We start from the raw sequence: 20,659 nt of genomic DNA on the forward strand, positions 1-20,659 counted from the left end.
GCAGAACAAACGGATCTCTAAAAACCCACCTGCAGCTGCATATAACCCTGATATTTTCCGTATTTGTCATCAAGTCCTTTAGCAAGGCCGACGGTAACTGGCAGTGTTATGTTATAACCCAGCTTCAGCTCTGCTGTTAACTCGCCGCCGATACCGGTAAGCTGTTTGACATCCTGCCCGTCATGCCAGGCGGCACCAGAATCAACAAAAAGTTTTCCGGAAATATCACCTAAACCAACAGGAAACAACGACCAGTTGCGCTCAACACGTCCCAGCCAGCTGTTCACTTCCAGACGCTGTACTACATAACGATCTCCCTGCTGCACAGACTCGTCATAACCTCTTAAAGCCTGGCTGTCACGTCCGAACAAAAGAGCTTCTTCAGCCGTTTTATAACCGCCCAGTTTGAATGCCTTCGCACCGCTGTCGGCATAACCGAAACCTAAGCGTGCTGTCAAAGTCGTTCTGCCGGGTAAATCTAAAGTTCCCAGCCACTGCGCCTGATATTTCTGACCGCTGTAATCGCCGCTGAACAACTCATTACTTTCCACAACAAGATCCGCATAATTCCCCCAGCCGGTACCGGGAACATTTAAGTAACCTTCACGATTATCAAAGGTCAGTGCCAGACCCGCTAAGGCCTCATCAGCGGCTCGATACTGACCAATACTGCTGAAGTTGGGCTCCTCTACCAGACTCTCTTTATCCAGGACCATACCAGCGTGCAGCCTAAGATTATCTTCCAGCGCAGTAAAAATATTACGCCGCTGCACAGTAACGATATCGTCCCGGGTTACACGATACTCTTTCCGGCCGTTTTCCGAGAAGCCGGTAAAACTATGGGAGCGCTGCGCGCTCACTAACCAGCGGTTATCGTACTGATAGTTCAGGTTATAAGCAGCAAGAGAGTTTTTAAAATCCCAGTCTGCCGCCGCCTGATAATTATGCCGTCCCAGCGCATCTGAACCGTTAAAAATGATCCCGGCTCTGCTGCTCATATCATCAAACGACAAAATAGGCAGCCAGGTACGCGGACGTAATGTTGACCAGGGGCTATAGGATTGAGGCTCTGATTTTTCGCTCTTTTCAAGCACCGCATCCGGATAATCATAACGGCCCTGATAACTGTCCACAGCAGAAACAGATAACGACTGAGGCTGTTCAATATGACGTAAAACATACCCGTCTGTGCTGTATGCCTGATAAACCAGGCCTAAACCGGGCTGCCACTGAGGCGCAAAAGCACCGCCTGTTTCGCGTGTCCATTGTGTGACGGTGCTGCTTTGCGGCTCCAGCAGATAAATATTATAAACACCGTCATAATCTGCACTAAAAGCAATACGTCCGTCGGGTAAAAAGACCGGACTGTTTTCCACCGCTTTACTGTCGGTCAAAGCCTGCCAGTGCAGATAATTCTTATCCGCGCGATTCAGTGTCAAACGTTCCAGGTTCCAGCCCTGATTCGGGCGTTTAACAGCGGCAGCCAGATAATAGCCGTCCGGCGAAACAGAAAATGCGCCCAGTACCAAGCCCTCTTCGCCCCGCCACAGTTGTGTTTGTTTCTCACCGGACTGCGCATCGATCATCCACAGCTCGCTTAAGCCGTCAACTTTACGACTAGCAGCTAGCTGTTTACCGCCTGGCATCCAGGCGACCTTACGAAAACGCTGACGCTGCGTTAAACGCTTCCAGTTTCCATTCTGATAGACAAACAGATCATTTAATACACGTCCATCTGCATAACTTATCTGTCTAGAAGCGGCCAGGCCCCCGTTTGGATAAGAGGAGATAGAGGTAACCCCCTTACTGTTAACTATTGTCTGCCAGTCTGATGTTTTGTCTTCTTTTAGATTAAGCACAGCAATATCAGGCCGGTCTTCACCGTTATTACGGTTAACCAGCAGGCCGTTACTACCGGCAGCCGTTACCTGCAGAAACACGTTTTTCTGTAAATCATTACCGACGACAGCCTGCTGCTCAAGACTGTTAATCTGCTCCGCAAAACGCTTGTTTAAATAACTCTGATAGTCGGACCATAATACTAAAAAGTCTTTACCAAAAACCTGCTTAGCGGATTTGTTAAGTAAAAAGTAGGGTAATAGTTTGCGGCTGTAATTCTGTAAAAATAGCTGCAGCTTATCTTCGCCGTAAGTATCGGCAAGATACTCAATAAAATAAGCGCCATAAAGATAAGGAGAGCCGAGCGGCCACTCCCGAGATGCGACAGCAACCTGCTGCAGATCTTTTAATTGTTCACCGGATACCTGCATACGCATCTTCATCGCATAATTAGATCCCTGCAGACGGCCGTAACCTAACTCTTTATTGGTTTCCAGATAAACAGCCAGCCCTTCGAGCAGCAGGGAAGGTGTCAATGCATGCGGAAATAAAAACATATTGCGCCCGAATACATTACGCAGTGCGCTGACCGCGCCGCCGGACAGTTCCATATGCATAATATGGACATACTCATGGCGAATGAGCATATGCATCCATTCATCATTGGCTTCCAGATCATTGACATCTTCTGGCGGACTCATAATCAGCCGGATCTGCGCAAACGGCATCGGTGTCGCCCAGCCGTTGGAAAAATCATAATCATCAACCAGTACGATTTCAGTGCGATCCACAGGCGCCTTTTCAAAAAACGGCAGCAGCTCACTGTGCACACGTTCGGCAATATCTAATGCTCTGGCTGCATTAAGCTGATGGCCGTCTAAAAAACTAATAGTAAAATGCGCTGACTGCTGACTAAGCCAGACCTGTTCCTGCTGATCCCAGGCCACCGGGTTCGCCGTAACCGCTGGTGCCGACAAGCACAGGCCGGATAAAGCAGCGGTCAGTATCCAGGAAGATTTATTCTTTATCATGTTAGTCCCTTAATTTTACTCTGATTTATACCTGTTAGATTACTCTGCTGAATATTTTCTGCTGTATGGAAATGTACGGAAAGCGCATAAAATTAACATTTAGCCTGTTGTGCTAACATAGCCGCTAACATAGCGGCCTGCAGCTGAACAGGCGCATCGGCAAGCAGGCGGCAGATATTTTCATCCACCAGTTTTTTAGACAGATTAGTAAAAGCCCGGATCATCTCAATAGAGGCAGGTTTAGGCAGTGCAGCTGCAATAATACAGCGCACCGGTCCTCGTGGTGAATGCCAGTCCAGCGGCTCAGGTAGCGAGGTTAATATAATCGAGGGAACAGTCACGAGTTCCGTCATAATATGCGGCAGCGCAACCTGCGGGCCCATCACGGTAGCAGCATGCTTTTCTCTGTTCAGAAAAAGAGAACAAAGGGTGTGGCTGTCGGCAGGCGTTTGAATAGATGCCGCAATTTGATTCAACAGTTCAGACTTATCTAACCTTTGCAGCGACTTTAAATCAGATGCACTTAAAATATGAAAGTGGCATTCAAGTCCAGAACTGCGCACAAAATTAAAATCTTGATCCGACTGAAATATTTTAAAATGTTCACTAATATAATCCAGCAGCACTAAGTGCGCTAATTCAGCATCCATTCCCTCGATAAATAACAAGCAGAAATCATCCGGTTTATTACCTGCCGCCATCACTTTAAGACTGTTTTCAAGCGGTACACGGCAGCATTGTGAGACATTAAATAAAGATACTGACGCATGAAAATAGCCGCACAGTTTGCGCAGTTTTTCCGCCTGCCAGCTTTCCAGCCCGTTAATACCGAGATAAAAAGCCGCACGCCGGATCAGCATAACTGCAGGCAGTCTTGTAATACTTGATCAGCGTCGGTAAGCGCAGACTCAATACTGGCTGTGCTGATGGGTATTCCGTGAAAGCGCGCCGTATGCTCAATCTCGATATCAGAAACAATCAGTACCAGATCCGCCTGAGCAATATCCTGCGGGCTTAACTGATTCTCTATTCCCATTGCCCCCTGCGTTTCCACGCGAATATGGATACCGAGTTTCTGTGCGCCTTTTCTGAGCAGATCGGCAGCCATGTAGGTATGCGCAATGCCCGTAGGACAAGCTGTTACCGCTACTATATTTTTCATTTTATTTTCCTAAAATTTCATTAAAACAACAGCTCCTGCTAACAAGCTAAAAGCTATTTCAAACTTAAACGGTATTCACTCGGCGTTTTTCCTGTGCGGGTTTTAAATACCCGGCAGAAATAGTTTACATCCTGAAAACCACAGCGAACCGCCACTTCATGCAGACGGAAAGGATATTTACTAAGCATAAATTTTGCACGCTCCAGACGTACCCATATAATATAATCACTTAAACGCATATGCCCCTGTTTACGAAACAAGCGGGAAAGGTGATTAGCAGACATATTAAAACGTGCTGCTATACTGTCGCGGCTGATTGCACGATGAAAATTTTCCTGAATATAGATACAGATGCTCTGGTAAGTATCCTCACTTCTACTTTTAATATTGGCAGCAGAGGCAAAAGCCATGCTTCTACTGTAGGTCAGCAGTGACAGTAACAGATGATTGTCCATGGGATGTTTAACCGGTTCTCCCGCCAGGCTGTTCAAAGCAGATAAGATCCCGTCTATTGCATGCCCGGTCCGGGCCGTAATACTGAATTTCTGTACATCATAAAACTGTGTATCGCCCTTGTTTTTACTGACTAAACTAAAACCCAGCTGACGTTTACCAAAAAGCAGACTTAACACCGAGCAGGTCGTATCCCAGTCCGGTTTATTCCAGCTGTTGGGAGGAATAAAAAGCGCATCTCCCACACATAAATCGACCTCAGTAATACCGGTTTCCGGATCATCTAACTGATTACGGTACATACCGGAAATCACGATCTCCAGACGGGGGAAATTCACCTGATAACTGAACGGCGGCGGATCGTGTTTATCCGTTGCAAACCAGATGTTCTGGATACTTTCCTTTTCGCTGATAACACTTTCTAACAGATCCGTGAAAATAATGGAGTCGGCATTCACAACTTTTACCTGCTGAATAAATTTCACTGCATCTTAGCCTAAGGCGCCCGGGGAGCACTGTGACCTAGTTCACAGTAACTATTCAACATGGACGTTTTTTGCACTTTAAAGACAACACCAGTCCAACTAAATTCTTTTAATAACCCACGAATGTTTATTCGCCGTTTCACTGACAGTCACAAACCGGCAAAACAAAACCTTTAAAATCAATCAGATAAAACACAAACACAAACAAAATCAATGAGTTAATGAAAACACAACGAAGATCACACTATTATATTGGCGTTACAATAATCCAGCAAATGCTTACTGGCTCCACTACTAAAAACAGCTTACTTCTCCGATACTATATACCCAAGCTACTTGAAGATGCAGAAATCAGCAAGACGAGAGGTAACTAGATTCAAGGCATAAAACTGAAGGTTTAGCATTCTATATCGAGGTTTTATAACGATGAAGATGGTTGCCTCTCGCCTTGCCCTGCGGGAGCCTAGTTCGAAAGCCAGCACGGCGTTACAATATTTGAAAAGGGATCACCATTCTCTACATATTGTGCCTTGTTCTGACCTCCGAGCTAGACTCTGAATCAGCATCTTCAAGTCGTTTGGGTATAAATATATATTTCTTCAACAGGCATAACCCAAGGAACCGCTATGATTAATACACTCATTAATGAAAGCCTTATCTGCTTAAACTTAAAAGCATCCAGCAAGGAGCAGGTGTTCGAAGAACTGGCTGATATGCTGGTCAAAAACGGCAAAGTCGATCAGCGTGAACAGTTCATCGCTGATGTTAAAGCACGAGAGGAACTCGGTAACACCGGATTTGATGAAGGTGTGGCACTGCCTCATGCAAAAAGTGCGGCCGTCAGCAGCCCGGCGGTTGCAATCGGTGTCAGCCGCGCAGGCATTGATTACGGCGCAGAAGACGGCGAACTGTCGAAACTATTTTTTATGATCGCTTCGCCGCTTAACGGTGGTGATCATCATATTGATGTACTGGCTTCGTTATCATCAAAACTGATTGAAGATGGTTTTATTGATAAAATAATGCAGGCAGAAAGCTCCCAGGAAGCACTTTCGCTGCTGCTTGCTAAAAAACAAGCAGCGGTGGCCGCCGAAGGACAAAGTAAAGGTTTCATTATTGGTGTTACCGGCTGTCCAGCGGGCATTGCTCATACCTATCTAGCAGCGGAAGCGCTGGAAAATGCAGGCGCAGCAATGGGTTATGAGATGAAAGTGGAAACCAACGGTTCAATCGGAGTAAAAAACAGCCCGAGTGATGAAGAGATAAGACGAGCTGATGCGGTTATCATCAGCTGTGACAAACAGGTTGATATGGCCCGTTTTGCAGGTAAAAAGCTGATTAAAACCAGTGTTAAAGAGCCCATTAAAAATGCGCAGAAATTAATTACCCAGGTACTCGATGCCGAACCTTATCAGGCAGATTCAGCTGCAGATAAAAGCGCAAACAGCAGCCAGGTATCCAGTGGCCGTTCTGAGCTATATACCTACCTGATGAACGGCGTCTCGCACATGATCCCGTTTGTGGTAACCGGCGGTATTTTGATCGCCATTTCTCTGGCACTCGGCGGTGAGCCGACAGATGCCGGCATGGCTATTCCTGAAGGCAGCTTATGGCAGTCCGTCTTAGATGTCGGTGTTATCGCATTTACTCTGATGATTCCTGTTCTGGCCGGTTATATTGCATTTGCAATTGGCGACCGCCCTGCTCTGGTTCCCGGTTTCATCGGCGGCTGGATTGCTAATAACGGCTCTTTCTATGATGCTCCGGGATCAACTGGTTTTCTCGGCGCTATTCTTGCGGGCTTACTAGTCGGTTACTTTGTGCGCTGGATTGCCACTCGACGTTATCACAAAATGATACTGCCCTTAGTACCGATTATGATTGCACCGATCTTAGGTACACTGTTTATCTCTTCACTGTTTATTTTTGTGATCGGTGCGCCGATCGCAGATTTAATGGAATGGTTAAACCAGGTGCTGATCAACCTCAGTACGGGTAATGTTATTCTGCTGGGTATCGTTCTCGGCGGCATGGCTGGTTTTGATATGGGCGGCCCGTTTAACAAAGTGGCTTTCCTTTTCTCGGTGGGCATGATTGCCAACGGTCAGACGCAGTTTATGGGCGCAATGGCCTGTGCAATTCCGGTTGCACCGCTAGGCATGGGATTAGCAACGCTGATCGGACGTAAAATAGGTGTATTCACTGACGCAGAACTGGAAACAGGTAAAGCATCGGGTGCAATGGGGTTAGTGGGAATATCCGAAGGTGCGATTCCATTTGCAGCTCAAGATCCATTATCCGTTATTCCGGCCAATATCCTCGGCAGCATGCTGGCGGCAGTAATGGCATTTTCATTCGGCATTACTAACAGTGTTGCTCACGGCGGTCCGATTGTTGCGCTGCTTGGTGTAATGAACAAACCTGTCTTAGCGCTGCTTTGTATGGCAGCCGGCGCGCTGGCAACTGCGGTTATAGTAATCACCTTAAAGAAGTACCGTCAGGCTAAAGCGACACCTGAAATGGTCTTAAGTTAAGATCAGCAGCAGCTTAAACCTTAACAAACAGCGTACCCGGGTACGCTGTTTTCCTGAGTTATAAATCGGGACTGAAGTCTATGAAATACTACTCTCCTGTTTCACAGCTTCAGCTCTCGGTTTTATAGCAATATTAATAAGCAGCAGCTCTTTTATACATAAACCATCAAAAACTAAGCATTTTTTATAAAGACTTCAGTCTCGCTGTTCAAGCTTAGTTGTAATATAAGATTTTAAATTTTACCATATTCGATGAATTTGCCTGCTTTTAAAAATTAAAAGCTCCCTGATCAACTATCTGAATCAACACTCTTAAAGGCCGTGAACATAATGAACAACCCGCAACCAAACTTCTTTCTAATGAATAATACAATTCAAAACTACGCCTGGGGAAGCACTGACTCAATGACAGCACTTTTTGACACAGCAAATCCTCAGCAGGAGCCTCAAGCGGAAATGTGGATGGGTGATCACCCTAACGGCTGTTCAAAAATTTTCAACGAGAATCATGAAATTCTACTGTCTGATTTTATCGCTTCAAATACCGATGCTGTTCTCGGCCGCTGCGCTGCGGTTAAAGCAATGCCCTTTCTGTTTAAAGTTCTGGCGGCAGAAAAGGCTTTGTCTGTACAGGTTCACCCGAATAAACAGCAGGCGGAAACAGGTTTTGCCTTAGAAGAAAAATCCGGGATTGCTCAGGATGCCTCGAACCGTAATTATCGCGATGCCAATCATAAACCAGAGCTGGTTTTTGCGTTAACCGAGTACCAGGCGATGAACGGTTTTAGAGATTTACAAACCATTGCTGATGATTTTAACTCTCTAGGTATCAACGCCTTAAACGAAGCGCTTAACAGTTTTAAAGCAGACTTCTCTGAACAGGGGCTGGCACGATTTTTCTCCTCGGTACTGAGCCTGCAGGAAAAACAGAAAGATCAGGCTATCGAACACCTTCTACACTACGCAGCGAAGCAGAGCAGTACCCGTTTTGAGCTGATTATGCAGCTGAAAGAACAGTACCCCGGTGATATTGGTCTGTTTTCACCACTGTTTTTACACACTGTGACCCTGCAGCCGGGACAGGCGATGTTTTTAAATGCAGGTACCCCCCATGCTTATATTCACGGTACGGCATTAGAGATTATGGCCAACTCAGATAACGTACTGCGTGCAGGATTAACGCCGAAGTATATTGATGTCGCTGAGCTTATCGATAAAACCCGCTTTAACGCGCTTAAATATGAGCAGCTGTGCCTGGAGCCTGTCCGTGAGCAGAACAGCGAGCACTATCTGGTACCGGTTGATGACTTCCGCTTCTCTGTTTATAAACAACCGCAGAAACAGCAGCTGAAAGTTGACACAGCTGAAATACTGTTTGCTGTTGATGCTCCCGTCTCATTACTGCACAGCTCGGGTGAAGAGGTTGCCTTTAATAAAGGTCAGGCAGTTTTTATTCCCGCCTACGCCCAAGAATACAGCATAAGCACTAACGGTACGCTTGCAAGAGCTTACTGCTAACTGCAGGTTCAAGTACAGCTTAAACTTACTTGAACCTGCTTTTTTACAGCCTATTTTGACCTGCCGGTTAACTCCCTTTCTTCACTTCAAAAAAACCGCGACATTGCTCACACTTTTCAAGCAGAAAACCTAGAACTAGGAATTTTTCCTAGCACCAGTAAGCCGCCTTCTCAAGCCTCGATCATATTAACCCTTTAAACTCTGCGCCATATCTGGTTGATCAGCAGATCTGTCAGCGTAATAGAGAAGTGTGCCTCTATTTCGATACTCTGAACAAATTGCTTTGATCATAACCAGTCCCTGTTTACCGGGTATCGACTCTGTAAACATATACCTATTTTTGAATAAATCTATTGAGGATTTCATATGTTTAAGCTGTTGGATCAGGTCAGAAAACCAACTCTCAACCTATCCGTCGAAGAGCGACGTAAAATGTGGTTCAAACCATTTATGCAGTCATACCTGGTTGTATTTATCGGTTATATGGCAATGTATTTAGTACGTAAGAACTTTAACATTGCACAGAATGATATGATCACTACCTACGGCCTGTCGATGACAGATCTAGGTCTAATCGGTCTGGGTTTTTCGATCACCTATGGTATTGGTAAAACCGCTGTTTCCTATTACGCAGATGGTAAAAATACCAAACAGTTCCTGCCCTTTATGCTGATCTTGTCCGGTATCGCTATGATCGGATTCAGTATGAGTATGGGCGGTTCAAGTATCAGTTTATTCCTGATGATGGCTTTCTATGCCCTGAGCGGTTTCTTCCAGAGTACCGGCGGCCCGTCAAGTTACTCAACCATTACCAAATGGACCCCGCGTAATAAGCGCGGTTCTTATCTGGGTTTATGGAATATGTCGCATAACGTAGGTGGTGCAGCAGCTGCCGGTGTTGCATTATTCGGTTCTAACTACCTGTTCGGCGGTCACGTTATCGGTATGTTTATCTTCCCGTCGATGATTGCGATTGTGGTTGGTTTTATCGGTCTGCGTTACGGTAACGATTCACCGGAAGCTTACGGTTTAGGTAAAGTAGAAGAACTGTTTGACGAAGAAGTCAGCACTGAAGATATTGAAGCTGAAGAAAACAAAATGACTAAACGTGAAATCTTCGTTAAGTACATTCTGAAAAACAAAGTCATCTGGTTATTATGTTTCGCTAATATCTTCCTGTATATCGTACGTATTGGTATAGATCAGTGGTCTACTGTTTATGCTTTCCAGGAACTTGGTCTTTCAAAAGAAACAGCCATCACAGGTTTTACCCTGTTTGAAGTCGGCGCACTGGTCGGCACATTAATGTGGGGTTACCTTTCTGACCTGGCAAACGGCCGCCGTGCGATTGTTGCCTGTGTTTCCTTAGTATTAATCATTTTTGCACTAGAGTTTTACCGCACTGCAACCAATGAATATATGTACCTGGGTTCACTGTTTGTACTTGGTTTCCTAGTATTCGGCCCGCAGCTGCTGATTGGTGTTGCTGCTGTTGGTTTTGTACCGAAAAAAGCAATCAGTGTCGCCGATGGTGTTAAAGGGACGTTTGCTTACCTGATTGGTGACAGCTTTGCTAAACTAGGTTTAGGCATGATTGCCGACGGCACCCCGATCTTCGGTCTGACCGGCTGGGCAGGTACCTTTGCCGCCTTAGACGCCTCAGCAGCTGCATGTATTGCTCTGCTGCTGTTTGTTGCTGTCGCTGAAGAGAAGAAAATCCGTCGCGAAAAACGTATTCACCGCGAAATGTTAGCGGCTGCTGAATCTGTTTAATACAGCCTGACAACTTATGCAGATAAAACAAAATCCCCGCTCTTAGTTTTAGGAACGGGGATTTTTTAATTTGGAATGCACTCCGCTGCTTAGTGATACCTATACAACAATGTTTCACAAAATTTTAGTTAATAATTGAGTTTATTATCTGTTTAAAGTCTTTCTTCTCTTGGTGTCAAATTGATGGTGATTTGAATAATAAATTCATTCACTTATATAACATGCTAAAGACTGCTGACAGCACTTATCGAAATAATCAATATATTAACATCAGTTTGGTCTGTCTTGTTTATGCCTGCGCTATTGCTTACGCTCCGGGATAAGAGTAATTTACGCATTTTTCCCTCAGTCTGGATATCTAAATATGATCAAAGTTGCCCTCGTTGATGATCACATCATTGTGCGCTCTGGATTTGCACAACTATTATCACTGGAAACCGATATACAGGTGGCCGGAGAATTCAGTTCAGCAGCAGAAGCGCGTAACGGTCTACCCGGCCTGAATACCGACGTATGCATTATTGATATCTCCATGCCCGATGAGAGCGGCCTGTCCTTATTAGACGATCTGCCCAAAGGTATCTCCTGTATTATGCTGAGTGTGCATGATTCGGTTGCGATTGTAGAAAAAGCCCTGGAATCAGGCGCGCGCGGTTATTTAACCAAACGCTGCAGCCCCGATGAACTGGTCCAGGCAGTGCGTACAGTGGCCGGCGGCGGCTGTTATTTAACACCGGATATCACCATGCAGTTAGTGGCCCCCGACAGCGGCCGAAAACCGATTACCCAGCTGACTAAACGCGAACATGAGGTCGGCACCATGTTAGCACTCGGCCTCAATGTAAAAACCGTTGCGGTACGCCTAGGATTAAGCCATAAAACCGTGCATGTACATCGTGCTAATGCCATGGATAAACTTAACGTTCAAAATAATGTTGAACTGGCAAAACATTTTGCGAATGAAGCGCTATAGTGCCTAATATCTGGATTACATCATTATGCAGCTGGCTGCTGGTATCGTGCAGCTGGTTCTGTCTGTGGGTGTTGTCCTACTCTTTTATTGTCGAGGCGGAGCTGGCGATCCTGCTGTTTCCCTTTGCGCTTCGTCTTGGTATTACCCTGCATAGTGAAAAACGTTACTGGCCGGCCGTATACGGCGCTGAATTATGGCTGATGATATCATTAGCAGTTTTACTTGAGCAGCCACAGTGGATAGCCGTTATTATTGCCAGTCTCAGCAGCATCCCGCTTGTATGGTACGCGCAGAAATATTATTACGGTTCGCAGCTGCGCAGACTGTGCGTAATGGGGGTGGTGATATTAACGGCAGCCTTGATTAATACATTGATACTGGAGTTCTGGTTAGATTCTGCCGGCATGGTATTTTTAGTCAGCGTAACCGGCGGCTTAATGCTGGTACCCAGCTGCTATTTAATCTGGAGTTATCTGTTCCAGAATGTCTGGATGCCGTTAACCGTCAATCTGGTCGCTAAACCCGTAGAACTTCGCAGCCGCCATATTATCTTTTATGTTTTGCTGTTTGCCCTGAATATTATTGTGCAGCTCGGTCTGCCCGATGACCTGAGACGCTTTGCGCCGTTTTGTCTGGCCATACCGATTATACTGCTGGCTTTTCGCTACGGCTGGAAAGGCGCTCTGCTCGGTACCCTGCTTAACAGTATCGCATTGATTACTGCGCGTAACGGTGTCAGCCATATGGAAATTACCGATCTGCTGCTGTCTCTTTCGGCGCAAAGCCTGACCGGTATATTATTAGGCATGGGTATTCAGCGCCAGCGGGAGCTGAATCAGAAACTGCGTCACGAATTAGCTAAAAATCACAATTTATCCCGAGAATTGATTAAAGCAGAAGAATCTGTACGCCGTGATATTGCACGAGAGCTGCACGATGAGATAGGTCAGAATATTACTGCTATCCGCACTCAGGCGAGTATCCTCAAACGCGTTGAAAATACCCCGGTGGGTGAGCGCTGTGCATCAACCATTGAAAACCTGTCACTTAATATTTACGACACCACCAAAGGGCTGCTCACCCGCTTACGCCCCAAAACCCTGGATGACCTTGGCCTTAAAGAAGCCGTGCAGCAGTTAGTACGTGAGTTAGAGTGTGAAGCAAACGGTATAAAAACCACCATTATCTGGAATGAGCCGCAGACGGATCGCGAATTAAGTGATGCCACGAATGTCACTCTGTACCGAATCTGTCAGGAAGCCTTAAATAATATGGTTAAATACGCACAGGCCACAGAAGCCACAATCACCCTTACTTTTCAGCAGCAGGCGCACCTGTCGGTTAAAGATAATGGCATAGGGTTTAAGCAGGAAGATACCTTAGGCGGGTTTGGTTTACGCGGCATACGTGAACGGGTACAGGTTCTGGGTGGAAAATTCATACTTACCACTCAGTCTGAGAGTAAATCGCCGGGTACAGAATTACAGGTAGTTTTACCTATGCTGTGAAAACAGTTATTACCTATTTATCAATATTTGAAGACCCTAAGTAATGATCAATTTTTTAAAGTCAGAACAACACAGCCCGCAGCTGCATGATCCGAAACAGGTGGATGCGCTGTATAAATACTGGCGTTTCCATATCATGTTTACCATGTATATCGGTTATGCCATGTTTTATTTTACCCGTAAAAGTTTTAACTATGCGATGCCGGCAATGATCGCAGACTTAGGTTTAGATAAAGCAGATATCGGAATGATGGGCACCCTGTTTTACCTTACCTACGGTTTCTCGAAGTTTTTTTCCGGCATTGTTTCAGACCGTTCCAATCCACGCTTTTTTATGGGCTTAGGTCTGATAATGACCGGGATTATTAATATCCTGTTCGGCTTTTCCAGCAGTGTGCTGATGCTGACCTCCTTATGGGTACTTAATGCGCTATTTCAGGGCTGGGGCTGGCCGTCTTGTTCTAAATTACTAACCACCTGGTATTCCCGTTCCGAGCGCGGCTTCTGGTGGGCACTATGGAATACCGCGCACAATATCGGCGGTGCATTGATTCCGCTGCTGGTCGGTTTTGTAACCCTGCATTACAGCTGGCGTTACGGTTTTATTATTCCCGGTATTATGGCGGTAACAGTAGGAGTATTTCTGTGCTGGCGGCTGCGCGACAAACCGGTAACACTAGGGCTGCCGACCGTCGGACACTGGCGTAAAGACCGCCTTGAACTAACCCAGGAAAACGAAGGGCTGGGGCTCAGCCGCAGTCAAATTCTGAAGAAGTATGTCTTAAATAATAAATATATATGGCTGCTGGCATGCAGTTATGTCTTAGTTTACATCGTCCGCACTGCTATTAATGACTGGGGAAATTTATATCTGACCGAGCAGCATAATTACAGCTTAATTACTGCTAACGGCGCATTGTCACTGTTTGAAGCGGGCGGTTTTATCGGCTCGCTGGTTGCAGGATGGGGGTCAGACAAGGTATTCGGCGGTAATCGAGGCCCGATGAATCTGATCTTTTCGATCGGTATATTTTTATCGGTTGCCGCCCTGTGGTTAATGCCGGTAACAGGTTTCGTACTGCAGGCTGCCTGTTTCTTTGCGATTGGTTTCTTTGTCTTCGGACCACAGATGTTAATCGGCATGGCTGCCGCCGAATGCTCTCATAAAGATTCCGTCGGGGCTGCTACAGGTTTTGTCGGATTATTTGCCTATATGGGCGCCGCGCTGGCGGGTTACCCTTTAGCCCTGATAATGGAGCAGTATCACTGGAACGGATTTTTTACCGTTATTTCCTGTGCCGCTGCTATGGTGGGATTACTGCTGCTACCTTTCTTAAAAGCACAGTCAGCTAGTACAGCAGAAAAATCCTCCCGCCAGGGGCCGGATTATTTAACCGCCGAGCGCTGAATAAATACTTTTATTTCCCTTAAAATCACAGAGAATAATCATTGTCGATTTTCTCTGTGATCCCTGTCAAAGTTGATACGAGATCTGTATCACAGTCAATCCCGGTTGATACATTTGTCCAGTTAATACCCTATTTGTCCAATATATTTCTATCTGCTTCAGTTTCATAATCCTCCCAACAAAACAGCAATATTTATCTTAAACAGTTTTTACCTGAGTCTTCGCGATGCAGATAAAAATCAAACGTAAAAATGGAGTGATTGTGATGAAAAATCAAATTTCGGAATTAAAACGACATCTGTTGACTGGTACCAGCCATATGCTGCCGTTTATTGTTGCCGGTGGTGTACTGCTTGCTTTATCTGTCATGCTCAACGGTAAAGGCGCACAGCCTGAAGGCGTATTTTTAACTGGTATCTGGGACATGGGTATCGCGGGTTTTACCCTGTTTATTCCAGTATTAGGCGGTTACATTGCCTACTCGATTGCTGACCGCCCGGCTTTAGCACCCGGTATGATCGGTGCCTATTTAGCGAACCAGGTTAACGCCGGTTTCCTCGGCGCAATCATTGTCGGCTTTCTTGCTGGTTACGTGGTACTGACACTGAAAAAGATCCCACTGTCAACCAGACTGCGCGCACTGTCGACCTATTTTATCCTGCCTATCGGCGGCACCTTTATCGTATCCGGATTAGTTATCTGGGTAATCGGCGGCCCGATTGCTTATGCCATGGCGAATATGAATGAATGGCTGCAGGGTATGGCCGGTGCTTCTAAAGCGGTATTAGGTGTAATTCTAGGTGGTATGACAGCCTTTGATATGGGCGGCCCGATCAACAAAGTGGCTACATTGTTTGCACAAACTCAAGTATTTGAAAATCCACAGCTGATGGGCGGCGTGGGCGTGGCTATCTGTGTTCCACCTCTAGGTATGTTCCTGGCGACATTAATGTCACCTAAACGTTACAGCGCTGAAGAACGTGAAGCAGGTAAAGCGGCCGGCATCATGGGCTGTATCGGTATTACTGAAGGCGCGATTCCATTTGCGGCTCAAGATCCGCTGCGTGTAATTCCATCCATTGTAGCCGGTGCGATTGTCGGTAATGTGACCGCCTTTATGTTTAATGTTGCTAACCATGCACCATGGGGCGGGCTGATTGTACTGCCGGTAGTTGACGGACGAATTTATTACATTGCGGCAACCGCAGCCGGTGCACTTACCACTGCGATCATCGTTAATATACTGAAAAAACCCATTGCTGAACGCGATGAAACTGAGACACAAGAAAAACAAGACTCTCTTGAGTTAGACTTTAACTAATCCAAAAATAAGGTTACAAACATGAAAATATTAGGCGTTACATCCTGCCCGTCAGGCGTTGCACATACTTATATGGCAGCAGAAGCATTAGAAACAGCAGCTAAAAGCAAAGGCTGGACAGTAAAAATAGAAACTCAGGGTGCTATCGGCATTGAAAATGAAATCACTCTTTCAGAAGTACAGGATGCCGATATCATTATTCTGACTAAAGATATCGCCATTAAAAAAGAAGAGCGTTTTAAAGACAAAAAAATCGTGCGTATCGGTGTATCAGACGCAGTGAAGAAAGCACCGCAGATTATGGATAAAATTGCAGCGCACCTTGCTTCAGCATAAATCTATACAGCCATAATTATCTTGCGGGACGAAGCTTTTTTGTCCCGCTTTTAATTCACAGCAAAAAAACTGTTATACCCGGATCACTTTACTGAATAAATTATGTCGTAAATAATCGCTAAGTAGCGATAATAGAAAGGATAAATAGAGTGATATTGAGGGAAACAGGCTGCAGAGATACATTACGAAATGTATTTTAGAATTCAAATCCCCCCGCCTCTACAATAGATGAAGATGATAAATCTTCTTCATCTGCTCCATTTTTACAGCCTGAATATAAACAAGGACCCGCGTTAGACTTTTTAAAATTAAACGCTGCGTATTTTTGCTAAAGGGATATTAGCATCTAGCAGTCTCTTGAACTGGTCTCAAGAGACAACCTGATACTTCCTACAATGCAGAATAACCATTATGAAGAATACGTTTGCTGATCTACTGGACAACGCTATCACGGATAGTGAGTCCTTTAATAAAATCTGGTTTGCCGGTGACAGCACGCCGCCGCCGGAGTCCAGTTATCAGGTTAACTTTCCCCGTTTAGAGCTGGTCTTTAAAGGACGCTACGAAAACCTCCTGGAAACCGAACAACAGAATGTCGATAATATTTTTCTAGACAGCGGTAATGCGCTGTTTATTCCGGCCAACGCCTGGAATAAACCCAGCTGGAATCATGAATGTTCGGTACTCAGCCTGCTGTTTGGTAAAAACCAGCTTGGCCTGAGCCTGGTCAGTAAACACGAAAATGAAGAGGGATTCTACGATGTGATCAAATACAGTGTATCGCAGCGTACCGGTCATGCTATCGAGCATATTCTTTCCGCATTAAGCACTCTTGCTCATGAAAAACAAAAACAGCCGGTAGACCGCTACCTGCTGCAGGCGCTGCTCAGCTACTGTAAAGAGATGATTGAAAACCCGTGTGATGAAAGCAGCCGGCGCAGTGAAGATATCTTTAAAGGGATCTGCATTTATGTACAGGAAAACTTCCACCGTAATATTAACCGTAACACGGTAGCGATGCGTTTTAATATTTCACCTAATCACTTATCACGCCTGTTCCGCCAGGAAGGTCACATGCGCTTTGCTGACTATATCTCCTGGGTGCGTCTGGAGCGGGCAAAATTCATGCTCAAGCGTTATAACTTCCGCCTTGAAGAGGTCGCGCAGCGCTGCGGTTATCAGGATTCCAATTATTTCTGCCGCGTATTCAAACGCAAAACCGGAAAAACCCCCACCCAGTACCGCAGTTATTAATACATTATTAAGCAAAATATATGTTACCAACACCCTACTGCTCTGCTCTACAGCGTACTGACAGAAAAATTGCGCTTAGCAGACAGGCTGTTTGTCGGCCTTGTCAGTGAAGTCAATATTTTCTAAAACGGTAGAATCATTAAATATTAACCTCCCCCCACCCCAGGTACCACTAAATAGGCTGAAAAATCACATTAATTTGCCTCCACAGTCTATTTGTGACAAAAACCATGTATTATTAACAACTTAAGTTTTTGGCTAGGCAATATACGCTTCCATTTAACAACAAGGCAGCTAATAAACAGCAGCATGCTGAACAGCAAAACTGCCCAGATAAAGGTTAACAGCACTACTTATTTATCATTATTAACAAGGGTAAATCATGAATTTTACAAACGATATAAAATCAGAACGCCTGCTTGATGTAGAAATAATTACTAATTTTACAGATATATCCCCAATCCTCACCGAAAAACAAGCCTTAGCAGCTAGTGAACGCTGCCTTTTCTGCCATGATGCACCTTGTATCAATGCCTGCCCGACAGCTATCGATATTCCGTTATTTATCCGAAAAATCAACAGTGGTAATCTTCACGGCGCGACCAAAGAAGTCCTGTCAGCCAATATTCTAGGCGGGAGCTGTGCCCGAGTCTGTCCAGAAGAAACCTTGTGTGAGCAGGCATGTGTGAGAAATACGCATGAAGAAGCACCGGTAGAAATTGCCCGCCTGCAGCGCTATGCCGTTGATAATTTAGACCCTCTAATGCCTCATCCTTTTGTGCGGAGTAAAGAAACAAATAAACATATCGCGATTATTGGGGCCGGTCCAGCCGGGCTTGCCTGTGCTCATCAGCTTGCTGTAAACGGCCATCAAGTCACTATTTTTGAAGCTGCGCCTAAAAGCGGCGGTCTAAATGAATACGGAATAGCACAGTACAAGCTGGTTGATGACTATGCGCAAAAAGAAGTCAACTTTCTTCTAAAAATTGGCGGAATAAACATCCAGTATGATCACGCACTAGGTAAAGATATTTCACTTCTTCAATTACGCGAAACTTATGACGCTGTATTTATCGCTATCGGTATGAACGCAGTTAATAAATTAAATATTCCCGGTGAAACAGCGGCCGGTGTCGAAGATGCCGTTGCTTATATTCGTACATTACGTCAGGAGAAAAATTTAGCAGCTCTGCCTGTCGGACGCAGGGTTGTCGTTATAGGGGGGGGGGATGACAGCCATAGATATTGCAGTACAGAGTAAAAAATTAGGTGCTGAAGAAGTCACTATTGCTTATCGCCGCGATAAAAAATCAATGGGCGCTTCACCTCATGAGCAGGAGCTAGCACATAAAAACGATATTAGTTTTATTTATAATGTTCAACCGCAAAAGGTAACCACCAGCCAGGCAGGTATTACAGCGATCGAGTTTAATCGTACCAGGATAGACAGCAGCGGTAAGTTAACGCCCACAGATACCATTCTTTCCCTACCCTGCGACGTTGTATTTAAAGCCGTCGGTCAACACTTTGAAAATTCATCACTATCAGCAGAAGAGGAACAGCCTCGCTTGAATCAACAGGGAAGAATCGCGGTAGATGATAATTATCAAACTAGTTTAACAGGCGTTTATGCCGGTGGAGACTGTATTAACGGCAAGGATTTAGTAGTAGAGGCAGTTAATCACGGCACTCAGGCAGCTTTAGCGATTCATCAACAATTACAACAAGATTAACAGGGAATAAATGATGGCAAATTTAGCATGTGAATTTATAGGAATTAAATCAATCAACCCTTTCTGGCTAGCTTCTGCTCCGCCCACAGACAAAGCGTATAATGTCATTCGAGCATTTGAAGCCGGCTGGGGTGGGGTTGTCTGGAAAACACTAGGAGAAGACCCGGCTCCCGTTAATGTTTCTTCACGTTATGTGGCTCACTATGGTCAAAACAGACAAGTATCAGGGTTCAGCAATATTGAGCTAGTCAGTGACCGGCCGCTGCAGGTAAATCTGGATGAAATTACTCAAGTAAAAAAAGACTGGCCGGACAGAGTTATTATTGTCTCATTAATGGTGCCCTGTGAAGAGAATGCCTGGAAAAATATATTACCCCGAGTTGAAGCTACCGGCGCTGACGGTATAGAGCTTAATTTCGGCTGCCCTCACGGCATGCCGGAGCGTGGTATGGGGGCAGCTGTCGGTCAGGTACCGGAATATATTGAAATGGTTACCCGTTGGTGCAAGCAGTACAGCTCACTGCCGGTCATCGTAAAATTAACACCAAATATTACCGATATTCGTCAGCCGGCAGCTGCTGCAATGCGTGGCGGCGCTGATGCAGTTAGCCTGATTAATACTATTAATTCTATTCCATCAGTCAATCTCGACACTATGTCGCCGGAGCCGAGTGTTGATGGAAAAAGTACTAACGGCGGTTACTGCGGCTCTGCTGTAAAACCGATTGCCTTAAGCATGGTATCGCAGATTGCTCGCAACCCAGAAACCTCCAGTCTGCCGATCTCGGGCATAGGCGGCGTTTCTAACTGGCGTGATGCGGCCGAATTCATTACCTTAGGCGCCAGTAACGTTCAAATTTGTACTGCTGCGATGTTATACGGCTTCAAAATTATTGACGATTTATGTGACGGCCTAAGTGACTGGATGGATAAAAAAGGTTATCAGTCAATAAGCGACTTTAGTCGGGCTGCTGTTGTAAATACCGTCGCCTGGCAGGAACTCAATATTAATTACAAACGCATTGCATATATTAATCAGGATGCCTGTATTCAGTGCGGACGCTGTTTTGCCGCCTGCGAAGATACTTCGCATCAGGCGGTTTTAAAAAGTGGTGATATCGATAACAGAAAATACAGCATCATCGATGAAGAGTGTGTCGGCTGTAATTTATGTCAAATTACCTGTCCAGAGCCGGGTGTCATTGTTATGCAGGATGTTGAAACTGGAAAAGCCTCCCTAAACTGGAAGAATCACCCTAAAAATCCCTATCAGGAAAAAATTTAAGCTTACTGATACTCACAATAATGTTCCACACAAGAAAAGGAAGGCA

The 20,659-nt window shown here is 45.3% G+C and carries 16 protein-coding genes; 12 read left to right on the forward strand and 4 right to left on the reverse strand.

Translation table 11 applies throughout. The annotated features are described in order from the left end of the window. Positions 1 to 17 precede the first annotated feature (17 nt). The 4 genes from G327_RS0110485 to G327_RS0110500 all read right to left on the reverse strand — a co-directional run bounded on the left by G327_RS0110485 (position 18) and on the right by G327_RS0110500 (position 4,970). Positions 18 to 2,870, reverse strand: a complete 2,853-nt coding sequence (locus tag G327_RS0110485) for a PD40 domain-containing protein (RefSeq protein WP_019614729.1) — start codon at positions 2,868 to 2,870, stop codon at positions 18 to 20. A 92-nt stretch (positions 2,871 to 2,962) separates the two neighbouring features. After that, on the reverse strand, positions 2,963 to 3,730 hold the full coding sequence (locus G327_RS0110490) for a PTS sugar transporter subunit IIA (protein ID WP_019614730.1): 768 nt from the start codon (positions 3,728 to 3,730) through the stop codon (positions 2,963 to 2,965). Then, a complete protein-coding gene (locus tag G327_RS0110495) occupies positions 3,724 to 4,032 on the reverse strand; it encodes a PTS fructose transporter subunit IIB (RefSeq protein ID WP_019614731.1) in 309 nt (102 codons plus the stop codon). The genes G327_RS0110490 and G327_RS0110495 overlap by 7 nt, the downstream gene beginning before the upstream one ends. A gap of 53 nt (positions 4,033 to 4,085) precedes the next feature. Next, positions 4,086 to 4,970 carry a helix-turn-helix transcriptional regulator gene (locus G327_RS0110500; RefSeq protein WP_019614732.1) on the reverse strand — a complete coding sequence of 295 codons (885 nt, stop codon included), beginning with the start codon at positions 4,968 to 4,970 and terminating at the stop codon, positions 4,086 to 4,088. A 626-nt stretch (positions 4,971 to 5,596) separates the two neighbouring features. On the opposite strand from G327_RS0110500, the gene G327_RS0110505 reads away from it, so the two are divergent. From G327_RS0110505 to preA, 12 genes are all read left to right on the forward strand, one after another. Beyond that, positions 5,597 to 7,504, forward strand: a complete 1,908-nt coding sequence (locus G327_RS0110505; protein ID WP_019614733.1) for a PTS fructose transporter subunit IIABC — start codon at positions 5,597 to 5,599, stop codon at positions 7,502 to 7,504. 330 nt (positions 7,505 to 7,834) lie between these two features. Continuing rightward, a complete protein-coding gene (gene manA / locus G327_RS0110510) occupies positions 7,835 to 9,022 on the forward strand; it encodes a mannose-6-phosphate isomerase, class I (protein WP_033298171.1) in 1,188 nt (395 codons plus the stop codon). Positions 9,023 to 9,388: 366 nt separating this feature from the next. Next, complete coding sequence (gene uhpT / locus G327_RS0110520; RefSeq protein ID WP_019614736.1) at positions 9,389 to 10,795, forward strand: hexose-6-phosphate:phosphate antiporter; 1,407 nt, start codon at positions 9,389 to 9,391, stop codon at positions 10,793 to 10,795. 364 nt (positions 10,796 to 11,159) lie between these two features. Beyond that, complete coding sequence (uhpA, locus tag G327_RS0110525; protein ID WP_019614737.1) at positions 11,160 to 11,768, forward strand: response regulator transcription factor UhpA; 609 nt, start codon at positions 11,160 to 11,162, stop codon at positions 11,766 to 11,768. Next, complete coding sequence (uhpB, locus tag G327_RS0110530) at positions 11,768 to 13,276, forward strand: signal transduction histidine-protein kinase/phosphatase UhpB (RefSeq protein WP_019614738.1); 1,509 nt, start codon at positions 11,768 to 11,770, stop codon at positions 13,274 to 13,276. The genes uhpA and uhpB overlap by 1 nt, the downstream gene beginning before the upstream one ends. Before the next feature lie 43 nt (positions 13,277 to 13,319). Beyond that, on the forward strand, positions 13,320 to 14,684 hold the full coding sequence (gene uhpC, locus G327_RS0110535) for an MFS transporter (RefSeq protein WP_019614739.1): 1,365 nt from the start codon (positions 13,320 to 13,322) through the stop codon (positions 14,682 to 14,684). Positions 14,685 to 14,949: 265 nt separating this feature from the next. Beyond that, entirely contained in the window at positions 14,950 to 16,005 is a 1,056-nt protein-coding gene (locus tag G327_RS0110540; RefSeq protein WP_019614740.1) for a PTS fructose transporter subunit EIIC, read from the forward strand. Positions 16,006 to 16,026: 21 nt separating this feature from the next. Continuing rightward, on the forward strand, positions 16,027 to 16,341 hold the full coding sequence (locus G327_RS0110545; protein WP_019614741.1) for a PTS fructose-like transporter subunit IIB: 315 nt from the start codon (positions 16,027 to 16,029) through the stop codon (positions 16,339 to 16,341). Between the two features lie 411 nt (positions 16,342 to 16,752). After that, positions 16,753 to 17,595 carry a helix-turn-helix transcriptional regulator gene (locus tag G327_RS0110550; protein WP_019614742.1) on the forward strand — a complete coding sequence of 281 codons (843 nt, stop codon included), beginning with the start codon at positions 16,753 to 16,755 and terminating at the stop codon, positions 17,593 to 17,595. A 382-nt stretch (positions 17,596 to 17,977) separates the two neighbouring features. After that, the gene (locus G327_RS25650; RefSeq protein WP_211217221.1) at positions 17,978 to 18,856 is read left to right on the forward strand and encodes an FAD-dependent oxidoreductase; all 879 of its coding nucleotides are present in this window, start codon (positions 17,978 to 17,980) and stop codon (positions 18,854 to 18,856) included. Next, on the forward strand, positions 18,825 to 19,328 hold the full coding sequence (locus G327_RS27155; protein ID WP_019614743.1) for an FAD-dependent oxidoreductase: 504 nt from the start codon (positions 18,825 to 18,827) through the stop codon (positions 19,326 to 19,328). The genes G327_RS25650 and G327_RS27155 overlap by 32 nt, the downstream gene beginning before the upstream one ends. 13 nt (positions 19,329 to 19,341) lie before the next feature. Next, the gene (gene preA, locus G327_RS0110560) at positions 19,342 to 20,613 is read left to right on the forward strand and encodes an NAD-dependent dihydropyrimidine dehydrogenase subunit PreA (protein WP_019614744.1); all 1,272 of its coding nucleotides are present in this window, start codon (positions 19,342 to 19,344) and stop codon (positions 20,611 to 20,613) included. The last annotated feature ends 46 nt before the right edge of the window (positions 20,614 to 20,659 follow it).

It is taken from the genome of Psychromonas ossibalaenae ATCC BAA-1528, assembly GCF_000381745.1.
Lineage (GTDB): Bacteria > Pseudomonadota > Gammaproteobacteria > Enterobacterales > Psychromonadaceae > Psychromonas > Psychromonas ossibalaenae.

Coding starts and splice junctions, on each gene's coding strand:
- uhpC (WP_019614739.1), top strand. CDS start 13,320: ATGATCAATTTTTTAAAGTCAGAACAACACAGCCCGCAGCTGCATGAT.
- G327_RS27155 (WP_019614743.1), top strand. CDS start 18,825: ATGACAGCCATAGATATTGCAGTACAGAGTAAAAAATTAGGTGCTGAA.
- G327_RS0110550 (WP_019614742.1), top strand. CDS start 16,753: ATGAAGAATACGTTTGCTGATCTACTGGACAACGCTATCACGGATAGT.
- G327_RS0110495 (WP_019614731.1), bottom strand. CDS start 4,032: ATGAAAAATATAGTAGCGGTAACAGCTTGTCCTACGGGCATTGCGCAT.
- G327_RS25650 (WP_211217221.1), top strand. CDS start 17,978: ATGAATTTTACAAACGATATAAAATCAGAACGCCTGCTTGATGTAGAA.
- preA (WP_019614744.1), top strand. CDS start 19,342: ATGGCAAATTTAGCATGTGAATTTATAGGAATTAAATCAATCAACCCT.
- manA (WP_033298171.1), top strand. CDS start 7,835: ATGAACAACCCGCAACCAAACTTCTTTCTAATGAATAATACAATTCAA.
- G327_RS0110545 (WP_019614741.1), top strand. CDS start 16,027: ATGAAAATATTAGGCGTTACATCCTGCCCGTCAGGCGTTGCACATACT.
- uhpA (WP_019614737.1), top strand. CDS start 11,160: ATGATCAAAGTTGCCCTCGTTGATGATCACATCATTGTGCGCTCTGGA.
- G327_RS0110540 (WP_019614740.1), top strand. CDS start 14,950: ATGAAAAATCAAATTTCGGAATTAAAACGACATCTGTTGACTGGTACC.
- G327_RS0110485 (WP_019614729.1), bottom strand. CDS start 2,870: ATGATAAAGAATAAATCTTCCTGGATACTGACCGCTGCTTTATCCGGC.
- G327_RS0110505 (WP_019614733.1), top strand. CDS start 5,597: ATGATTAATACACTCATTAATGAAAGCCTTATCTGCTTAAACTTAAAA.
- G327_RS0110490 (WP_019614730.1), bottom strand. CDS start 3,730: ATGCTGATCCGGCGTGCGGCTTTTTATCTCGGTATTAACGGGCTGGAA.
- uhpT (WP_019614736.1), top strand. CDS start 9,389: ATGTTTAAGCTGTTGGATCAGGTCAGAAAACCAACTCTCAACCTATCC.